Here is an 18,158-nt window from a genome sequence, read left to right as displayed (position 1 = left end):
ATGAGTTTTCGAACTGTTCTGTTGAGTAAAGACTCTAAGATTAGCCTGAGAATGAATCATCTTGTTGTAAAGAGCGACAAATTAAATCATATACCGTTAACAGAAATTGGTGTTCTTCTGATAGAGAATCCTAATATCAGTATGTCAGGTCATATCTTAAATGCACTGGCGAATAGTAAGATATTAACCATACTTTGTGATAAAAATCATATGCCGTGTTCTGTTGTGGAGTCTGTCTATGGACATCATAGGCAAAGTAAAAACATAAAAAAACAAATAAATTGGAACCCTGTTAATTCAAAAAGGATATGGCAATTAATTATTAAAGAAAAAATATCACATCAGGGTAGAGTATTAAAAAGTTTCTATCCGGAATTTGACTTAGAATCTTTTACAGTCTATGCCGATACTGTTGAAATTAATGATATGACGAACAGAGAAGGACATGCAGCAAAAGTATATTTTAGACAGTTATTTGGAGAATGGTTTATAAGATCATTTGATGATGAGGTTAACGCGGGATTAAATTATGGATATTCATTAATAAGTGCAACTTTTAGCAGAATCATTAAGAGTAAAGGCTATTTGACAGAGCTCGGCGTGAACCATACTTCAGAATTTAATCATCATAATCTATCGAGTGATTTAATGGAAGTATTCCGTCCATTAGTAGATAGGGTTGTATTTGAAAATATAGAAGACACTTTTGATAAAGAAGAGAAGCGGGTACTACTGGATATTTTTAATGCCAAAATTTTAATCAATGGTAAAAGACAATATTTTTTAAATGCTGTAGATATTTATGTTGATAGTATTTTCAAATATTTAGAAACCGGTAATGAAAATTATATAAAATTTCCCATTTGGGATAAATGAGGGATAATGTGGGAGGAAGATTTTTGAGACTGATATTGATGTTTGATTTACCAGTCGAGACGTCTAAAAACCGTAGAGATTATCGAGCATTTATTAAATATTTAAAAACGCATGGGTACCTTAGGCTGCAGTACTCAGTTTATTCTAAACTGGTAATGAACAGAAATGTTTTAAAGTATCATGAAGCAAAATTGATGGCGAACGTGCCACCTAACGGTAAGGTTCAAACATTAGTTGTTACAGAGAATCAATTTGCAGATATGAAATACTTGGTGGGTGAACCTAGTGAAGATGAGAGAGTTTTAACCAGTGATAGGGTTGTAGAATTATGATTTTAAAAACCAATACACATCAAGCTGTGTCGCTGGAAGAAAAAGGGATTACCACTTTTATGTTCGAAGAAGGCAAGCAAGCCAGAGATTTTATTAGAAGTATTGATCTATTGATTAAAAAGAAAAAAGAGATGAATGAACATGCATTTTACTTAATGGATGATGAATTCCAAGATTTAAACTATAAGAATTTGTATCCAGTTATGATGGACTGTGGAAAATTAGATTTAGCAGATGATAAAAGTTTTAAAGATAACACTATAAGTATGTTTGAAAATATGGTTTTTGAACATGACGAGGTTAATGAAATATTTCATCAGCTGCAGGTCTCCATAGATAATTTGGTAAATAAACTTGAAGTAGCAAAAACACACTATACAATTGAATTCCAAAGTGAGACATTTGACGTGAAAAAAATGTTGAAATTATTAAAATATGATATTCATAGAAATGGCTCTGCTTTGAATCATTTAGAGTTGAGAGAATGTTTTTTTGATATAATGAAACAAATGAATGTGGATAAAAAAGAAATAATTTTGTTTATTATTTATCCTGAGAATCACATGGGTGTAAAAGAAATTGAAAAATTTATGAAATGGTTAAAGAAGTTAAACGTTACGATAATAATTTTAACTAATGATTATAGGGTTATAAAGAATACGAAATATAATTACGTTAACTTAGTTAAACACAATAAAGATATATATAATATTATTGACCTAAGTAACGAGCTTAGATTGTTTTTAGATATTGGTGAAAGTGTTATTGAAACCTTGTCACTACAGCTTAGCTATTTCGATTTCACAGAAACTGAATTAATGATAAGTGATAAGTATAGTAAGTTTATAAATAGCAGTAAACTATAGCTACAGTCTAAACAATCATAGTTTTTATTACGAATTAATCTGGTAAATTATTTCGTTTCGAGGTTTTAGAACTATGATCGTTTAGAAAGTGGTAAAGCAGAATAACCGCCCAACTGAATAAGGTTAGGGTTTTAGAACTATGATCGTTTAGAAAGTGGTAAAGCAAGTAATGACAAGCCTCGTAAACATCATGGTTTTAGAACTATGATCGTTTAGAAAGTGGTAAAGCTAAGAGACATCTTGGTTTGTTGCATTCACAGTTTTAGAACTATGATCGTTTAGAAAGTGGTAAAGCTTCAAATGAAACCATATCTGCTAATACTTGTTTTAGAACTATGATCGTTTAGAAAGTGGTAAAGTGCGACGAACAGGAAGGCGAAGATCGATGAGGTTTTAGAACTATGATCGTTTAGAAAGTGGTAAAGCAAACTTCACAAGGTAAAACAACACTTCTAGTTTTAGAACTATGATCGTTTAGAAAGTGGTAAAGCAAAGAATACAGTTAAAGAGGGTTTAGATTAGTTTTAGAACTATGATCGTTTAGAAAGTGGTAAAGCTTTTCGTTAGAAAAATACGTGCGTGTAACTGTTTTAGAACTATGATCGTTTAGAAAGTGGTAAAGCTCTCAACAGATTGTTTTGCTTTTTCACTTGTTTTAGAACTATGATCGTTTAGAAAGTGGTAAAGCAGAAGTTGACCCGAAACAATGTAACCAGTTGTTTTAGAACTATGATCGTTTAGAAAGTGGTAAAGCTTTTGCTTGCTACGTCCCACCAACTTTCGTGTTTTAGAACTATGATCGTTTAGAAAGTGGTAAAGCTGTCAAAGGCACAAAACCAAAGTGCATATGGTTTTAGAACTATGATCGTTTAGAAAGTGGTAAAGCTGTATACGCCAAAGCCCAGGCATTCCTAGTGTTTTAGAACTATGATCGTTTAGAAAGTGGTAAAGCTAAATGTAGAAAGAGGATAGATACCATTGTGTTTTAGAACTATGATCGTTTAGAAAGTGGTAAAGCAAATTAGAAATGCGATAAATCAAGCTGTTAGTTTTAGAACTATGATCGTTTAGAAAGTGGTAAAGCACGTCGAGGGTAGACTGGTTAATGTTGACAGTTTTAGAACTATGATCGTTTAGAAAGTGGTAAAGCATTTATGCCTAGTGAACCACGCATAGCTAGTTTTAGAACTATGATCGTTTAGAAAGTGGTAAAGCCGTCAGAATGACGTGTAAGTGCGCCCTTAGTTTTAGAACTATAATCGCTTAGAAACTAAAGAAAGTATCCAACAGGTTAACAAAAAGGGGTGTCTCACCGACAGCCCCTTTTATTATACCGTTTTAGCGACGTCGACCCAGTCTTTATATTGTGAGAATAATTCCAATTCTTCTAAAGTCACTTCGATGGCGCTGTTGCCGCTGCCGCACGCGGGATATACTTTATTAAAACGTTTCAGTGATTCATCCAGATAAATTTCAGCATCTTCATTGACGCCGAAGGGACAAACGCCGCCGGGCGGATGGCCTGTCAACGCTTCAACTTCATCGCTTTTAATCATTTTAGGTTTTTTTCCGAATTGCTGTTTGAATTTAGGGTTAGATACTTTTACGTCACCGGCCATAACGACTAAAACGACCTGATCATCCACTAAAAATGACAGTGTTTTAGCGATTTCTTCTTCTTTACACTTTAATGCCTGTGCTGCATCTGCGACAGTCGCGCTTGATGCAGGCAGTTCCTGAATTCTTTCTGCTGCATTAAAGCGGCTTAAATAGTTTTTAGCTGATTCTAATGACATTAAAACACTCCTTAAAGAAAATTATTTACTTCATCAATAAGTATATTCTTACTGTATATAGGAAATATATGTAAGTATAACTGCGCAAATATGCGGTTTAAAACGTATTCATTGCCTGCAGCTGTTTGCTTTTTGTCATATTCATGTTAGCATTATTAATTGTTTAAAGCATATTTAGACGTCCCTTTTGTTATGCGAGTTTTCGCAATTCATTTTGCTGTCTGATTGTAAGTATGAGGACGCACTTTTCGCAGTAGTCATTTCTATTTCTTTTTTTATGGAATACATACGTACTTCCATCTTTTTTCTCATAAAAAATAGTACAGGTTTACAATTTTCAATCGTCTGCAATATGGAGTCTGCTCTATGTTTGTTTGAGTATGTCTTTGTATAAGGGCAACAAAACTAAATTAGGAGGATATTTCATGAAGAACAGAAGATCATCTGTAACCCCTGTTTTTTATATTTCACTTGCAATCGCATTTGTATTTATTTTATGGGGTGCAATATTTCCTGCCAATGTTGAATCAGTTCTAGGAACGATCAACGATTTCATTTCTAATAAATTTGGCTGGGTTTATCTGCTCGCTATGACGGGCTTTGTAGTATTCGCGCTTTATCTTATTATTAGTCCTTACGGGAAAATCCGTCTGGGTAAACAGGACGAGAAACCTCAGTACAGCTATTTCACATGGTTCTCTTTCCTATTTACAGCAGGTATGGGCGTCGGTCTTGTATTCTACGGTGTTAACGAACCGTTAACGCATTTCCACAATCCGCCGGTGACTGAAGGCGGTACAGCACTTGCACAGCAGGAAGCACTTCAATATACATTGTTCCACTGGGGACTGCACCCTTGGGCAGTTTATGCAGTTGTCGGACTGGCGCTCGCTTATTTCAACTTTAGACATAATGCGCCACTCTTAATGAGTTCAGCTCTGTCTCCATTAATCGGAGACAGATCAAAAGGCTGGATGGGTACAACTGTGGATGTTATTGCTGTATTCGGGACAATTTTCGGTATCGCAACGTCACTCGGGCTGGGTGCAACACAAATTACAGCCGGCTTAAGCTACAGTTTCGATGCTATTGAGAATAACTTATTCACACAAATGATTGTCGTTATTATTATTACGATTGCATTTATCGCATCAGCTGCGACTGGTGTTAACAAAGGTATCCGCTACTTAAGTATGAGTAACGTTGTTATTGCCATCGCTTTAATGATTTTCGTATTTATCTTTGGTTCATCAATAACAATGATAGAATCATTCATGACAAATACAGGAAATTATTTACAGAACATAGTCAGCATGACATTCAATATGAACTCATTCGTCGGTGACAGAGGGTTCCTGAATGACTGGACATTATTCTACTGGGCTTGGTGGATCGGCTGGGCTGCATTCGTCGGAAGCTTTATCGCCCGCGTATCACGAGGCAGAACAATCCGCGAATTCATCATCGGTGTTATGGGTGTTCCGGTACTGTTCAGTGCAATCTGGTTTGCAGTATTCGGTGTCGCAGGTATTGAAAGTGACAACATTCTAGGCGGAGGATTATACAGCCTGATTGAAACACAAGGTAATGAAGTGGCATTATTCGCTTTCCTTGAAAATTATCCGGCAGCACCGCTGATTATGGGTATCGCAATACTGCTGATTGCATCATTCTTCGTTACTTCAGCAGACAGCGGTACATTCGTACTCAGTATGCTGACAACTGGCGGTTCATTGAACCCGCCGCTGAAAATTAAATTAGTATGGGGTGCAATCTTAGCAGGTACTGCAATGGTACTGTTATTATCCGGCGGTTTAAGCGCCTTGGAAATGGCGATGCTGATTGCCGCATTCCCATTCACCTTTATCGTTATCATGCTGGCGATATCACTGTACAAAGCCTTGCGCAGCGAACATGGTATTATTCAGCTGGAGAAACAGCAGCTCATATTTGAATCGGACTACAGAGAAGAAACAGAGAAAGAGCTGGCAGAAAAACGTGAAGCATTTGAAGAAACATTGCCAGATGAACAGCCGCCTGAAATTGAAGCGGAAAGCAATGAAGAAAAATAGTAGAATATAAAATAAACTTTTGAACACGTCCGGTAAATACCGGACGTGTTTTTTTATGATTACAATAGCGGTAAAACGGGGAATTATAAAATATATAAATTTTATGGACTAACGGAAATATATTGAGGAGTGTATAGATTATGGGGATAATGGATTTCTTCAAAAATGAAGATGACCAGGATAACATCAAACCGAAATCAGAAGAACCCTATTCGGAATTGTCTACAGGACTGGATGATTTTGAAAACCCGAGCTGGCAGCAGATTGAAAGTGCGTTGAGCGATATCGATGTAGCAGAAGACAGCTTTACAACACTGTCATTTATAAACTATGGTCTTGAAGTTGATACGATCCAATGTGTCAAAACGGAGGAAGGTTATACATTTGAAGCCTTGCCTGCAATGGAAACGAATGAATATGGAAAAATATATCATCTGGATAAATTAGACTATGAAGAAGTACTAAGACGCTTTGAAGAGTTTTTTGAAACGCAAGAAGTTTCAGGTTATAAAGCATTTCAAAAAGACAGTTTTGAATAAAAAGCGGCTGGAACATAAATATCTCCAGAATAAATAATCCGTACGTCAGCTTTCCTGGTGCGATTTGCTCATGAGTCTAACGTACGGATTATTTCATTTTTACATATAACATATTACATTCTATGAACTTTTATACTAGCATCTTTGTTTTATACTATGCCTTGAATTCTAAGGATGATTTCTGCAATGATTGCTGATCCCAAGTAAGTGCCGATCAATACGAGCATACCGATAATAATCGTTTTCCAGCCCATCTTTGCAAAATCGGCCCAAGAGTTACCGATAGATACGCCGGCATATGCAAGAATTGGGGTCGTCAATGCTAACAGATTCACTTCTGCCGTCCATTCAGCAATTTTCTCTGATCCGGGAACGCCGGGTATTGTAACGATGAAAGCCAGTATTCCAATATAAGCGATAGCCGGCAGTTTGAACGGCAGCAATTCATGGATAACCATACCGACTAATACAATAACCATCAAACTAATAATGCCTGGCAAGGCAGTCAGGGGCATGACTTCATAGCCGATAAAGTTGCCGAGTAATGTCATGGCAGCTACGAGAGAAAGTGTTAAGGTCCAGTCTGTTAATTTTTCTAACATAGTTTTATCCTCTTCTCTTAGATTTCAGCTTATTGAGTAAAGCGTAATATTTTTCTGCTAACGGCAGTCCGATAAATATACTCATGTATAAACCTGTGACGGAAGTAAGCAGGTTACTGGCACCGGAATACGCGGTAATCAGTTCGCTTTGCTCTGGATACATAGCCACTAATGGTCCGAGTGAGGCAGCGGTCATACTGCCGCTGCCGATACCGGTTGCCATCGCAAAGGACAGCGGACTGATCGGCAGAAGCGATGCAAACAGTCCGGACGTCAGACCGAGGAATATAGCACCAAATATCGTACCGAAAATATACATGGAGACGACACCGCGACCTTCAGGTGAAGATATGCCGTATTTTTCCGATATTAAAGCAAGGTTCGCTTCCCGGCCAATTGAGTGTGTCATACCAATGGTTTCTCTTTTTAAGCCTAAAAGAAGAGCGACCGGCAGAGCGACTAGAATTGTCGCAAGGTTTCCGAATTCTTGAAGTATCAGTGCAGGACCTGCCTGGATGAGTTCAGGCAAGGCCGGTCCAGCCTGAACACCAAATTTTGCAATTAAAAGTGTGACAGACATAAAGACCAGTGTCTCTGCTTTTTTGGATTGCTTTTTATTAATTAAAGGTGTGAAGAAAGCTGCCAGTCCAAGAATAACTGCATATAGCATCGGCAGCAGCAGGATTGCACCTGCACCGACTGCGATTTCATGTGTCCCAATCAGCTCTGTAATGATAACAATCGCAACGACGACAAGATGAAGCCGCCAGTCTTTCCATAAATGTGTTGAAGTGTTATCCATAGGAATCTCCTTTTAATTATTTATTTTTCTGCATGTATTCGACTGTTGACTTAGCCAGTATTTTTGCAGCGATGACCAATGCTTTTTCATCGATATCGAATTTAGGATGGTGGTGAGGGTATGGATTGTTACTATTTTCCGGCTGAGCACCAGTAAAGAAATAAGTCCCTTTTACTTCTTGAAGGTAGTAGGAGTAGTCTTCGCCGCCCATGATCGGTTCAGTTTCTTTAATTCTTCTTACCTCTGGTATAGTTTCAGCGACGTTCATAACAAATTCAGTTTCTTCTTTGTGATTAATCAACACCGGATAACCGCGGTCGTAATTAAACTCAAAATCCGCTCCGCTTAAATGACATGTACCTTCTATGACTCTTAGCATTTCTTTTTCCATCAATTCTCTGGTCTCTTCATTCAATGTTCTGACAGTGCCTTTAATTTTTGCAGTGTTTGCAATTACGTTATATGGACCGACGGCTTCGAAAGAACATACCGATAAAACAGCTGACTGAAGCGGATTAACCCGGCGGCTGACAATTTGCTGGAAATTATCAACAAGTTGAGATGCGATTAAAATACTGTCTTTAGTATCTTGGGGCATTGCACCATGTCCGCCTTTACCGAAGATAGTGACTTCGAAAGAATCAGAAGACGCCTGGAGCTCATCGGTTCTGTAATTAATTTCATATAAAGGCATCTGTGCCTGAAGATGTGTTCCGAAAATAACGTCGACACCCTCAAGTGCACCATCTTCAATCATCGGTTTTGCACCGCCCGGCGGCAGTTCTTCGGCGTGTTGATGAATAAAAACGACCGTACCGTGAAGGTCTTCTTTATGTTTGTTTAAAGCTTTGGCTACACCCAGCAGAGTTGCAGTATGTCCGTCATGTCCGCATGCATGCATGACACCGTCATGAATTGATTTAAAATCCAAACCTGTCTCTTCATGAATAGGCAGGGCATCAAAATCAGCACGCAGAGCGACGGTCGGACCATCGTGACTGCCTTTTAAATAGGCCAGGACACCGTTGCCGCCGACACCGGTTTTGACATCGTGACCTAAATTTTCATGAAATTCAGCGATATATTTCGGTGTTTCTACTTCCTCAAAAGATAACTCAGGATGCTTATGTAAATGTCTTCGGATCGAGATGATTTCCTCGTTCAAGCCATCTAATGTGTTAAATAAAGATTCCATTATTTCTCCATCTCCTTTGATTGATTTAAATACTGGATAATGCCAAATTATATGCTTAATTTTTTATCAAGTCAAAATAATTTGAAATAAAAGATTAATCGGATAAAATCTCATAAAAAAACGGAAGCAGGTCTCTGCTTCCGTAAAGTTAAATATTTATATTAATATTTGTAAGATTGACCGCCGTCGACGTTAATGACTGCACCATTGATGAATCCTGCTTCAGACAGCAGGAAAGCAACGAGTGCTGACACTTCTTCAGGTTTACCGAAGCGTTTCATTGGATTGACTGAAACGAATTCTTTACCGGCTTCTTCCCAGTTATCCGGATCCATTTGTTTCAATGAACCTTCGACCATTGCTGTCATAATCGCACCTGGTGCAATTGCGTTAATATTTACACCGAATTGCCCGTATTCAACAGCTGAGTTGCGTGTCAGACCGACGACTCCATGTTTGGTTGCAGAGTAGCCTGATTGATTACCGACTCCGCGAATACCGCCGACTGAAGCTGTATTGACGATTGAACCAGTGCCTTGTTCTTTCATTACTTTAAGCACGTGTTTCATACCGAAAAATACACCGTTTAAGTTAATGTTTACTACTTTTTGGAACTCATCTGAGCCATAATCTTCTGTCAGATTTTGTTTTCCTTCGATACCGGCATTATTAAAGAAGCCGTCAATTTTACCGAATGTCTTCACAGCTTGATCTACATAATTTTTAACTTCATCTTCATTAGAAACATCAGCTTTTACTGTCAGTAATTCAGCATCGCTGCTTTCTTTTTTAATCAGTAATTCAGTTTCTTTAAGTGCTTCTTCGTTTAAATCGACCAATACTAATTTTGCACCTTCAGAAGCAACTCTTACAGCTGCATCTTGTCCGAGACCGGAAGCGGCACCTGTAATGATAATGACTTTGTCTTCAAAACGTTTTGACATGAATTAACACTCCTTAATAAATTTCTTTCTTATTCAAAAGCAACACAAAATTAAAAAAATTCCTCGCTAGACTGCTTAGAATTCGAAACAATCAGACTTTAGTCTAATGCGGCTAAATCATCTATCAGCTTTTCTTCTGCAGATTCACTGCCGATAATACAGCGGATAATAAATTGAACAGCGAGAAGAGTCTCTTCTTCACTGTAGGGCAGCTGTACCGAGTGTTCTAAAAATATGCTGTACAGCATATTAATGTCTAATTGTTTCATGATTAACATATTGCGGTATTTCTCTATTGTGTAATTATCAATATTAAAGAAAGTATCTTTTTTTTCAGCAGGATTCAGCTGCTGAAATCTTTGAATGGACTCGAGAACAATCAGCATACTGAAATGATTCAGGTGATACAGACTTTTATCATTATCATGTAATTCGCTGATGTAATATTCAGACAGCAGGTGATGACATTTTACTGCTTCATACTTGTTGGATTGCAAAAGACTCTCTTCAATACGCCTTTCATGAAGGGCGATAATCAGCTCGGATGCGTTTAAATCCTGGTGCCGAAGGTAATATGAATACGCATCATCAATTGTGACGGGACCGTGCAGGCTGATATAGTTTAAAAATATGGTATCGTGCAAAAAAGTTTCTAATGATTCATCAACTGTATATACGCTCTCCATATTCAAATGTGACAAATCGATAAATTCCCGGTGCGCTTTGACCCGTTCTATTAAATCTATTTTATTTCCTGAGACTTTAAGTCCTGCTTTTTTCAGCAAGTCTTTTATAATAGGAACTGTAAACTGCGTCAGGGTAAAAGAAAGATCGTCCGACTGATGAATAGCACCCTTTGCAGTCAGCTGCTTTAAAAGGTCCAGAGGTTTACGGTGATATTCAGTTTCCCAGAAATCATATTGGATAGCCTGCTGTTTAGTTTTACCGTTAATGAAATGCAGGAACAGTACTTCTTCAGCTTCCCAAGTCATTAATATCACACCCTGTACAAACGTATGTTCGTATATTATTATAAATGAAAAAGTGAAAAATGTCATCGAATGACTATTTAAGAGGAGAATGATTATGGCAGAGCATAAAATTTATAAGATGAGTTTCAGCAAAGTATATCCGCTCTATATAAAAAAAGTAGAAAGAAAAGATCGGACTAAGGAAGAAGTCGATGAGATTATCCGCTGGCTGACAGGTTATTCTGATGAGGCACTGCAAGCTCAAATCGAGAAAGAAGTAAACTTTGAAGAATTTTTTGATCAGGCACCTGAATTAAACCCTGCACGCCGTGAAGTGAAAGGTGTCATATGCGGTGTCAGAGTCGAAGATATCGAAGAGCCGTTGATGCAGGAAATCCGTTACATGGATAAAATGATCGATGAGCTGGCTAAGGGTAAAAAAATGGAGAAAATATTACGTTAAAACAATTTTGTTGAGGTCATAGATAGGCTGTGTTATATTATAAAGCGTAATTGTTACGATTTATAATATAAGGAGGGTTGAAATGGCCAAAAAATCAAAAGTTGTTAAAGAAATGAAGAGACAATCAATGGTTGAACAATATAAAACGCTGAGAGCTGAAATGAAGGCGAATGGTGATTATGAGGGACTTAGAAAACTTCCGAGAGACTCATCGCCGACGAGACTGACAAACAGATGTCAGCTGACAGGTCGTCCGAGAGGTGTCATCAGAGACTTTGGGCTGTCACGTATTAAGTTCAGAGAGCTTGCACACAAAGGCCAGATTCCAGGTGTGAAAAAGGCCAGCTGGTAAAATTTTAAATACTGCATGAACCGAATTATATTTGGTTTGTGCAGTTTTTTTATCCATTTTTTTCACACAGAGTGAAAAAATATTTGATTTTTATTAGATATAATATTAGAATTGTCGTAAGAATCAAACTATTAAAGGGGGATAATTTTCACATGGCAATTGAAACATTGAAGTCGCGCGTTCAGGAATTCTTAGACGGAGATAAAGGATTGTATATTAACGGCAGTTATATACCAGCAAAAAACGGGAAAACATTCGATGTATTAAATCCGGCAACAGAAGAACTTATAGCTAAAGTTTCAGAAGCTGATGAATCTGATATCGATAAGGCTGTACAAGCTGCAAGGGAAGCATTTGATAATGGTGAGTGGACAAAGATGGAAGCGGCAGAACGTTCACATATTATTTACAAATTTGCAGACTTACTGGAGGAGCATCGTGAAGAACTGGCACAGCTCGAAGCATTGGATAACGGCAAACCTTATATGCAGGCATTGGAAGATGATATTGATGGAACAATTCAGCATTTCAGGTATTACTCAGGTTGGGCGACTAAAATTTCGGGACAGACTACAAATGTATTGAAGGGTTATTTAACATATACAGTGCATGAACCCGTAGGTGTTGTCGGTCAGATTATACCGTGGAACTACCCGCTGGCAATGGCAGGTTGGAAAATGGGAGCAGCACTTGCTGCGGGCTGTACGATAGTAATTAAACCGGCTTCAGAAACACCACTTTCATTACTATATGCAGCAAAATTATTTAAAGAAGCAGGATTTCCGGATGGTGTTGTCAATGTCGTTCCAGGATCAGGAAGTGTTGCGGGAAATGCGTTGGTTACTCATAAGGATGTCGACAAAGTTGCCTTTACTGGATCAACTAAAACCGGCAGTTCAATTATGAAAAATGCTGCAGATGATATTAAAAGTATTACTTTAGAACTTGGTGGAAAGTCACCGGCAGTAGTTTTAGAAGATGCCGATCTTGATACAGCACTCGATGGTATTTTTGATGGAACTATGTATAACTCAGGTCAAAACTGCAGTGCTACAACACGTATTTACGTGCAGCGCAAAATTTACGACGATGTTCTTGAAGCTTTAAAAGAAAAAGCTGGTAAGGCGGTTGTTGGACCAGGACTCGATAATAACACTGAATATGGTCCGTTAGTTTCTGAAAAACAGTTAAATACGGTCCTTGGTTATATTGAGAAAGGTAAAGAAGAAGGCGCAAGATTACTTGTGGGTGGTTCACGGAAAGGGGACAAAGGTTATTTTGTAGAACCAACAATTTTTGCTGATGTAAAAGACGACATGACGATAGCGAGAGAAGAGATTTTCGGACCTGTAATGTCAGTATTTGTTTTTGACGAAGTAGAAGAAGTTATCAAACGTGCAAACGACAGTGAGTATGGACTAGCTGCAAGTGTATGGACAGAAAGTATCAGGAAAGGCCATCATATAGCGAGTAAATTACAAGCTGGGACTGTCTGGGTAAATGACTTTGGTCTTGAACTGGAAACAATGCCATTCGGCGGTTATAAAAAATCAGGTATAGGCAGAGAAATGGGCGGCGAATACGGCATTTCTAATTACGTTGAAGTGAAAAGTGTATTTGTTAACCACAAAGTAGATTAGAAAACGAGAGGATAGAGTTAAGATATGAAAGATTCATTTGGCAGTGAACTGAGAAAAGTTAGAAAAAGTAAAAAGATGACACTTCAAGAACTCAGTGACCGGAGTGATTTGTCGATTAGTTTTCTATCACAAATCGAGAGAGGCCTACGCACATTAACATTCACATCTTTAAATAAAATAGCTGATGCTTTAGAAGTCGATGTCAATTTCTTCTTCGGAAACAGTAATTCGAATGTTAAGAAACAGGTAATTCAGGAAGGAATCAACAGTGAAGTATTTTCATATACAAGTCTTGCTGGACAAATATCACATCCTGATTTCATACCGGCAATCATTGAATTAAAATCTAATGAATCTCAGCAAGTGCCATACCAGCACGCCGGACAGGAATTTGTGTATGTACTGACTGGTCAGTTGGAAGTTGAACTGGATGGCAGAAAAGAAACACTCTATGAAAATGAATCTATTCATATCGACTCATCAATTGCACATCACTGGTACAACGGCACCAATGAAGTGACAAAAATATTATTAGTATCATCATCAAAAAAATAACTTTATAAGCATTCTTTTAATCAATATTATAAGAATGCTTATTCTATAAATTAAAATTTCACACACAGTAAAAACAAAAGGGGAAAATTATTATGACTAAAACATTTGAAGGCGCATTTCCAGTATTAATCACACCAATGAACGAGGATTATTCAGTAAATTATGATGGCATGAAAGAAAATGTGCAGTACTATTTGGATCTGAAAGTACCAGGCATTATTATTGTTGGTAGTACAGGAGAATTTGCTTCATTAGACGATGATGAAAAACAGAAAATCGTTGAGCTCGTGGGTGAAATGGTGAAAGACTCAGAGACTCAACTACTGGTAGGTATTGCAGATGAAAGAACGAGTAAAGTACTAGAGTACGCAAAAATTGCAGAAGATAATAATGCGGATGGTTTGCTGTTGATTAATTCTTACTACCAGACACCGACTGAAGAAGAGGCATTTGAACAGTTTAAAGATGTCAATGACAGCGTTTCATTACCAATTATGATGTACAACAACCCATTTACAGCCAATGTGAATTTAGAGAATGAAACTATTTATAAAATCGATAAAGAACTGGATAAAGTCCAATACATTAAAGAATCGAGCGGTGATATTCGTAAAGTAAGAGCAATTATTAATAATACTGATTTTGTATTCTTCTGTGGTTCTGATGATCTAGCATATGAATCATTTGTGCAGGGAGCAACTGGATGGGTTTCGGTTGCAGCGAATATTGCACCAAAGAGTGCACAGAAACTATATGAACATGTTAAAGCGGGAGAATATGAAGCGGCCAGAAAATTAAATAAAGACTTACTGCCTCTTTGTGAATTCCTCGAGGACTCAGGGAAATACGTACAAATCGTTAAGAAGGCTATGGATTTAAAAGGATTAAATGGAGGACCATCACGTAAACCAAGATTAGGTTTAACGGATGACGAAGTGAATAATTTGAAAAAACTAATGGAAAAACTAGATTAATTTATAAAGAAGCATAAAATCTTTAAGATTTTATGCTTCTTTTTTATTTATATTAAATTTTTCCAAGCAATTGATTTTTATATTTATTGACGGTACGTCTGGAGATTGAAATTCCTTGTTCATTCAACATTGCTGAAATCTTGTTGTCGGGTATATTTTCGAAGTCATCTAAATTTTTAATGAGGTACATTACATAACTGACTGAAGTGTTTTTATAACATTTTTTTGACAATAAAGATTTAATTGGATAAATGCCCCTTGGTGTCGCGATAAATTTGTTATACAGCAATCGGCTTATTGTAGCAGGACTGAGTGATGTATACTCTGCCAGCATATTTTGATCTAAAGTATTTAAGAACGATGTATTCCCCATCAGATAATCAGTTTGTATATTTGCGATAATTGTTAGTATATCTGCCAGATAGACTTTTCGAGCATTTAATATCGATACTAGTTCTTCATAGTCGTTTTTATAGCTTTCCATTTTACGAGTGAATGAATTCTCAGCTGTAGTTAGGTTAATGGGCTCAAACGTCACGGATTCTAATAAGTAATCATGAACCTGAATAACAAAGTTATTATTATCATCTAATAAAATCGATGCTTCTGGAGTTAGATATGACGTATCTTCACCATTAACTGGAAATAATTCGCAGGAATTTTTAATTAAATCCACATATGATAAAAAATCTGTTTCGTTCACATCAATAGATTTCAAAAATGAATAATTCTGTTTTTGAATATCATCCATATGAGATATAAAAATTGAAAATAAATAATTGTTATAAATTTTTTTATGTTTTAACTGAAAAGATAAGAAGTTAACAATGTTTTTACATCCTATACCTCTATTCTCATAATTTTGGAGAAGATTAATCAAATGTTCGACGTTATTTTCGGTAGTATGCATTATTGAACAAATTTCTTTTGTATCCGCTTCCAAAAATCCCTTGGAGTTTAACGAATATATTATATATTTCATCGTTAATTGATCTTTCTCTAAAAGAAAGCAATTAAAATGTTGCAGTATTTCTGATAGAATATCATCGGATTTAATTTCGTTTCTGTATGATAAAACAGTAAGAGGAATTTTATCCTCATCAATATAGATTAATGGATTGTCACGGCATGTATTTATAATATAGTCATTTAATTCGTCTGAACTATATTTAAATAAACTGATAGAATTATATAAAAAACTATTTAAAGTGATATTTAGGTCGTTGGTAATAATGTTTTCCAGCTTAATCATTATATCAATCCTCTAATATTTTACTTACAGCTATACTACCATACGGATTATATATATTAATAAATTATATAATTCTTTACAAAAAGTAAAATTAAAAATAAAGAAGTTCACTCCAGACGGAATGAACCTCTCTATTATTGTGATTGCCACATATTCTCAAGTATTTCACGTCCGGCTATCAAATCTGCATGGAATTTTACTTTTGCATTTTTTCTTTCATCATTAATGTGTCGTAATGTATCAGACAATCTTCCTTTATATCCTAATATGTTAAAAGCAGCAGCTCTTCCTTGAAGCATCGCGATTTTTGCATTTTCAATACCTGTAACGTTACCTGCCACATATAAGTTTGGTAATTCTGTCTGCATGTTTTTACTATGGAGCGGTACATAGCCACCTAACGACTCCATATAGACATGTTTTAAATTCAACAGAGAACCAATTTCACTGAGTGGTGCGAGTCCATCTGAAATACAGACGAAATCACAATCTATATCATATTTAGTCTTTGGAATAGGAATACCTTCTGAATCAGTTTTTTGAACTGTAACAGATTCAACTTTCTCAGTTCCATTAATACTAACAACCTGTTCTTTAATTGAAATAGGTAAACCTAATGCTTTGATTCCTGAAGAAGGAAATAATTTTAATGCAGTTTGGTGTAAAGGTTTCACTTTATCAGCGACTGCTACTCCTGCAGAAATAAATTTCGATGGGGCAGAGCTGCCTAATGAAAGCAGTGTTTCAAATGCATCTTTTGGTGATTTTGTATTTATAATATTTCTTTGCGGCATACAGATTTTAGCAACCTCAATATACGCATATCCAAGTTCCATTGCAATGACCATAGATAATGGATTAATGCCGATTATAATTCCTTTATTTCCGGGTTTTACCCGATTAAAGTTCGTTAGTATCTGAGCAGCGCCTACTGTCATAACTCCGGGAAGATCCCAGCCTGGTAAAGGTGTAGATTTTTCTCTGGCCCCAGTTGCAATAATTAAGTGAGAGGCTTCAAACACCCCTGCAGTAGTATGTACAGTATAGTTATTGTTGTATTCTACATCGTATACAGAAGTATTGATTAGAATCTCACTTTTCTTTTCAGTTTCCAAAATTAATTCTTTTGCAATTTTTAATCCGTTCCACCATTTCCCTTTTTTCTCTTCGTAGAGCTGTCCAAGCAGCCGGCCGCCGGCATGGTAATATTCATCAATTACCAGTACTCTTTGATTGTCCTGGAGCACTTTAGCAGCAGATAATCCAGCTGGGCCGGCGCCAATAATAATCGTATCAAACATAAGGGCTTCCCTCCTTAACGACATAAGGGATTTCAAATTGTTGTTCTATTACCATATCTTGTACTAAAGGTGTGAGGCATGCTCTCTGATTTCTTTTACCATTTACGGTAACCCGGCATTCTGAACAATGTCCGATGTTACAATACATACCGCGAGGTTGTCCGTCTTTTTCATGCTCTCGTATTTTTCTAATATTGTTAGCGAGAAGAGCAGCAGTGACGCTTTCCCCTTCATTGCCATAGAGCGTATGATTATTCCAAGTAAAAGGCACAATATTTAATTCCAGATCATCTAAAATTTTATGCTTTGTAATTCTTTCAGTCATTATTATTCCCCCTTGCCAGATTGAGCAGAGAAATTGTTCGGATTGGCGGCTGTGATTTTAAATGAACATAGTGGGGAGAATCATTATTTTTATCATCAGTCATTGACTCGAGAAGGGGACCGCATGTTCTGGAGTTACAAAAGCCCATGCCAGCCCGTGATTTTAATTTTAATTCTCTCGAATTACTGGCACCATCCTCCATAATTTCAATAAGTTCTGAGTAATATACATTTTCGCATCTGCATACTACGAAGTCTTCTTCTTTTCTCATATTAAGCACCTCTTTTAACTATTAAAGGTT

The 18,158-nt window shown here is 36.8% G+C and carries 20 protein-coding genes and 1 CRISPR repeat array; of the genes, 10 read left to right on the top strand and 10 right to left on the bottom strand.

Going from position 1 to position 18,158, the window contains the following annotated elements; genetic code table 11:
- From cas1 to IEU81_RS06495, 3 genes are read left to right on the top strand one after another with little or no spacing between them, the layout of a single operon-like run.
- Entirely contained in the window at positions 1 to 876 is an 876-nt protein-coding gene (gene cas1, locus IEU81_RS06505) for a type II CRISPR-associated endonuclease Cas1 (protein WP_186089639.1), read from the top strand.
- Complete coding sequence (gene cas2 / locus IEU81_RS06500; protein WP_308807833.1) at positions 873 to 1,208, top strand: CRISPR-associated endonuclease Cas2; 336 nt, start codon at positions 873 to 875, stop codon at positions 1,206 to 1,208. The genes cas1 and cas2 overlap by 4 nt, the downstream gene beginning before the upstream one ends.
- Positions 1,205 to 2,074, top strand: a complete 870-nt coding sequence (locus IEU81_RS06495) for a hypothetical protein (RefSeq protein WP_188352521.1) — start codon at positions 1,205 to 1,207, stop codon at positions 2,072 to 2,074. The genes cas2 and IEU81_RS06495 overlap by 4 nt, the downstream gene beginning before the upstream one ends.
- 62 nt (positions 2,075 to 2,136) lie before the next feature.
- Positions 2,137 to 3,290: direct repeats of the CRISPR family, unit length 37 nt; unit sequence GTTTTAGAACTATGATCGTTTAGAAAGTGGTAAAGCT.
- Positions 3,291 to 3,402: 112 nt separating this feature from the next.
- On the opposite strand, the gene IEU81_RS06490 is transcribed toward IEU81_RS06495, so the two are convergent.
- Complete coding sequence (locus IEU81_RS06490; RefSeq protein WP_186089642.1) at positions 3,403 to 3,870, bottom strand: YbaK/EbsC family protein; 468 nt, start codon at positions 3,868 to 3,870, stop codon at positions 3,403 to 3,405.
- A 425-nt stretch (positions 3,871 to 4,295) separates the two neighbouring features.
- Between IEU81_RS06490 and IEU81_RS06485 the strand changes: the two genes are divergently transcribed.
- Positions 4,296 to 5,942, top strand: coding sequence for a BCCT family transporter (locus tag IEU81_RS06485; RefSeq protein ID WP_186089644.1), 1,647 nt, complete (start codon positions 4,296 to 4,298; stop codon positions 5,940 to 5,942).
- Positions 5,943 to 6,082: 140 nt separating this feature from the next.
- A complete protein-coding gene (locus IEU81_RS06480; protein ID WP_186089646.1) occupies positions 6,083 to 6,481 on the top strand; it encodes a hypothetical protein in 399 nt (132 codons plus the stop codon).
- A 149-nt stretch (positions 6,482 to 6,630) separates the two neighbouring features.
- On the opposite strand, the gene IEU81_RS06475 is transcribed toward IEU81_RS06480, so the two are convergent.
- The 5 genes from IEU81_RS06475 to IEU81_RS06455 form a co-directional block, all read right to left on the bottom strand.
- Positions 6,631 to 7,083 (bottom strand): hypothetical protein, encoded by a 453-nt coding sequence (locus IEU81_RS06475; protein ID WP_092597665.1) that lies wholly within the window; start codon positions 7,081 to 7,083, stop codon positions 6,631 to 6,633.
- Between the two features lie 4 nt (positions 7,084 to 7,087).
- Complete coding sequence (locus IEU81_RS06470) at positions 7,088 to 7,885, bottom strand: DUF3100 domain-containing protein (RefSeq protein WP_092597668.1); 798 nt, start codon at positions 7,883 to 7,885, stop codon at positions 7,088 to 7,090.
- Between the two features lie 16 nt (positions 7,886 to 7,901).
- On the bottom strand, positions 7,902 to 9,080 hold the full coding sequence (locus tag IEU81_RS06465) for a M20 metallopeptidase family protein (protein WP_092597671.1): 1,179 nt from the start codon (positions 9,078 to 9,080) through the stop codon (positions 7,902 to 7,904).
- 161 nt (positions 9,081 to 9,241) lie between these two features.
- Positions 9,242 to 10,024, bottom strand: a complete 783-nt coding sequence (locus IEU81_RS06460; RefSeq protein ID WP_186089647.1) for a glucose 1-dehydrogenase — start codon at positions 10,022 to 10,024, stop codon at positions 9,242 to 9,244.
- A 98-nt stretch (positions 10,025 to 10,122) separates the two neighbouring features.
- Positions 10,123 to 11,082 carry an SAP domain-containing protein gene (locus IEU81_RS06455; protein WP_231957197.1) on the bottom strand — a complete coding sequence of 320 codons (960 nt, stop codon included), beginning with the start codon at positions 11,080 to 11,082 and terminating at the stop codon, positions 10,123 to 10,125.
- Between the two features lie 28 nt (positions 11,083 to 11,110).
- On the opposite strand from IEU81_RS06455, the gene IEU81_RS06450 reads away from it, so the two are divergent.
- The 5 genes from IEU81_RS06450 to IEU81_RS06430 all read left to right on the top strand — a co-directional run bounded on the left by IEU81_RS06450 (position 11,111) and on the right by IEU81_RS06430 (position 14,979).
- A complete protein-coding gene (locus tag IEU81_RS06450; protein WP_186089651.1) occupies positions 11,111 to 11,458 on the top strand; it encodes a DUF2200 domain-containing protein in 348 nt (115 codons plus the stop codon).
- Between the two features lie 82 nt (positions 11,459 to 11,540).
- Complete coding sequence (gene rpsN / locus IEU81_RS06445) at positions 11,541 to 11,810, top strand: 30S ribosomal protein S14 (protein ID WP_186089653.1); 270 nt, start codon at positions 11,541 to 11,543, stop codon at positions 11,808 to 11,810.
- 152 nt (positions 11,811 to 11,962) lie between these two features.
- A complete protein-coding gene (locus IEU81_RS06440) occupies positions 11,963 to 13,450 on the top strand; it encodes an aldehyde dehydrogenase family protein (RefSeq protein WP_186089654.1) in 1,488 nt (495 codons plus the stop codon).
- Between the two features lie 24 nt (positions 13,451 to 13,474).
- A complete protein-coding gene (locus tag IEU81_RS06435; protein WP_092597686.1) occupies positions 13,475 to 14,005 on the top strand; it encodes a helix-turn-helix domain-containing protein in 531 nt (176 codons plus the stop codon).
- A gap of 92 nt (positions 14,006 to 14,097) precedes the next feature.
- Complete coding sequence (locus IEU81_RS06430; protein WP_092597689.1) at positions 14,098 to 14,979, top strand: dihydrodipicolinate synthase family protein; 882 nt, start codon at positions 14,098 to 14,100, stop codon at positions 14,977 to 14,979.
- Between the two features lie 52 nt (positions 14,980 to 15,031).
- Here IEU81_RS06430 and IEU81_RS06425 read toward each other — a convergent pair whose 3' ends face one another.
- From IEU81_RS06425 to IEU81_RS06410, 4 genes are all read right to left on the bottom strand, one after another.
- The gene (locus IEU81_RS06425; protein ID WP_186089656.1) at positions 15,032 to 16,231 is read right to left on the bottom strand and encodes an RNA polymerase factor sigma-54; all 1,200 of its coding nucleotides are present in this window, start codon (positions 16,229 to 16,231) and stop codon (positions 15,032 to 15,034) included.
- 134 nt (positions 16,232 to 16,365) lie between these two features.
- Complete coding sequence (locus IEU81_RS06420; protein WP_092597695.1) at positions 16,366 to 17,532, bottom strand: NAD(P)/FAD-dependent oxidoreductase; 1,167 nt, start codon at positions 17,530 to 17,532, stop codon at positions 16,366 to 16,368.
- Complete coding sequence (locus tag IEU81_RS06415; RefSeq protein WP_186089658.1) at positions 17,525 to 17,857, bottom strand: (2Fe-2S)-binding protein; 333 nt, start codon at positions 17,855 to 17,857, stop codon at positions 17,525 to 17,527. The genes IEU81_RS06420 and IEU81_RS06415 overlap by 8 nt, the downstream gene beginning before the upstream one ends.
- Positions 17,850 to 18,128: a (2Fe-2S)-binding protein gene (locus tag IEU81_RS06410; protein ID WP_026859002.1), complete on the bottom strand. Its 279-nt coding sequence runs from the start codon at positions 18,126 to 18,128 to the stop codon at positions 17,850 to 17,852. Before IEU81_RS06410 ends, IEU81_RS06415 begins: the two co-directional genes overlap by 8 nt.
- Between the last annotated feature and the right edge of the window lie 30 nt (positions 18,129 to 18,158).

Origin of the sequence: Jeotgalicoccus aerolatus (assembly GCF_014635205.1) — a bacterium.
In the GTDB taxonomy this organism is placed as follows: domain Bacteria; phylum Bacillota; class Bacilli; order Staphylococcales; family Salinicoccaceae; genus Jeotgalicoccus; species Jeotgalicoccus aerolatus.
This window is presented reverse-complemented; position numbering and strand designations above follow the sequence as displayed.

What these genes read in the sequence shown, in the direction of transcription:
- cas1 (WP_186089639.1), top strand. Translation starts at nt 1, where the DNA reads ATGAGTTTTCGAACTGTTCTGTTGAGTAAAGACTCTAAGATTAGCCTG.
- cas2 (WP_308807833.1), top strand. Translation starts at nt 873, where the DNA reads ATGAGGGATAATGTGGGAGGAAGATTTTTGAGACTGATATTGATGTTT.
- IEU81_RS06495 (WP_188352521.1), top strand. Translation starts at nt 1,205, where the DNA reads ATGATTTTAAAAACCAATACACATCAAGCTGTGTCGCTGGAAGAAAAA.
- IEU81_RS06490 (WP_186089642.1), bottom strand. Translation starts at nt 3,870, where the DNA reads ATGTCATTAGAATCAGCTAAAAACTATTTAAGCCGCTTTAATGCAGCA.
- IEU81_RS06485 (WP_186089644.1), top strand. Translation starts at nt 4,296, where the DNA reads ATGAAGAACAGAAGATCATCTGTAACCCCTGTTTTTTATATTTCACTT.
- IEU81_RS06480 (WP_186089646.1), top strand. Translation starts at nt 6,083, where the DNA reads ATGGGGATAATGGATTTCTTCAAAAATGAAGATGACCAGGATAACATC.
- IEU81_RS06475 (WP_092597665.1), bottom strand. Translation starts at nt 7,083, where the DNA reads ATGTTAGAAAAATTAACAGACTGGACCTTAACACTTTCTCTCGTAGCT.
- IEU81_RS06470 (WP_092597668.1), bottom strand. Translation starts at nt 7,885, where the DNA reads ATGGATAACACTTCAACACATTTATGGAAAGACTGGCGGCTTCATCTT.
- IEU81_RS06465 (WP_092597671.1), bottom strand. Translation starts at nt 9,080, where the DNA reads ATGGAATCTTTATTTAACACATTAGATGGCTTGAACGAGGAAATCATC.
- IEU81_RS06460 (WP_186089647.1), bottom strand. Translation starts at nt 10,024, where the DNA reads ATGTCAAAACGTTTTGAAGACAAAGTCATTATCATTACAGGTGCCGCT.
- IEU81_RS06455 (WP_231957197.1), bottom strand. Translation starts at nt 11,082, where the DNA reads ATGACATTTTTCACTTTTTCATTTATAATAATATACGAACATACGTTT.
- IEU81_RS06450 (WP_186089651.1), top strand. Translation starts at nt 11,111, where the DNA reads ATGGCAGAGCATAAAATTTATAAGATGAGTTTCAGCAAAGTATATCCG.
- rpsN (WP_186089653.1), top strand. Translation starts at nt 11,541, where the DNA reads ATGGCCAAAAAATCAAAAGTTGTTAAAGAAATGAAGAGACAATCAATG.
- IEU81_RS06440 (WP_186089654.1), top strand. Translation starts at nt 11,963, where the DNA reads ATGGCAATTGAAACATTGAAGTCGCGCGTTCAGGAATTCTTAGACGGA.
- IEU81_RS06435 (WP_092597686.1), top strand. Translation starts at nt 13,475, where the DNA reads ATGAAAGATTCATTTGGCAGTGAACTGAGAAAAGTTAGAAAAAGTAAA.
- IEU81_RS06430 (WP_092597689.1), top strand. Translation starts at nt 14,098, where the DNA reads ATGACTAAAACATTTGAAGGCGCATTTCCAGTATTAATCACACCAATG.
- IEU81_RS06425 (WP_186089656.1), bottom strand. Translation starts at nt 16,231, where the DNA reads ATGATTAAGCTGGAAAACATTATTACCAACGACCTAAATATCACTTTA.
- IEU81_RS06420 (WP_092597695.1), bottom strand. Translation starts at nt 17,532, where the DNA reads ATGTTTGATACGATTATTATTGGCGCCGGCCCAGCTGGATTATCTGCT.
- IEU81_RS06415 (WP_186089658.1), bottom strand. Translation starts at nt 17,857, where the DNA reads ATGACTGAAAGAATTACAAAGCATAAAATTTTAGATGATCTGGAATTA.
- IEU81_RS06410 (WP_026859002.1), bottom strand. Translation starts at nt 18,128, where the DNA reads ATGAGAAAAGAAGAAGACTTCGTAGTATGCAGATGCGAAAATGTATAT.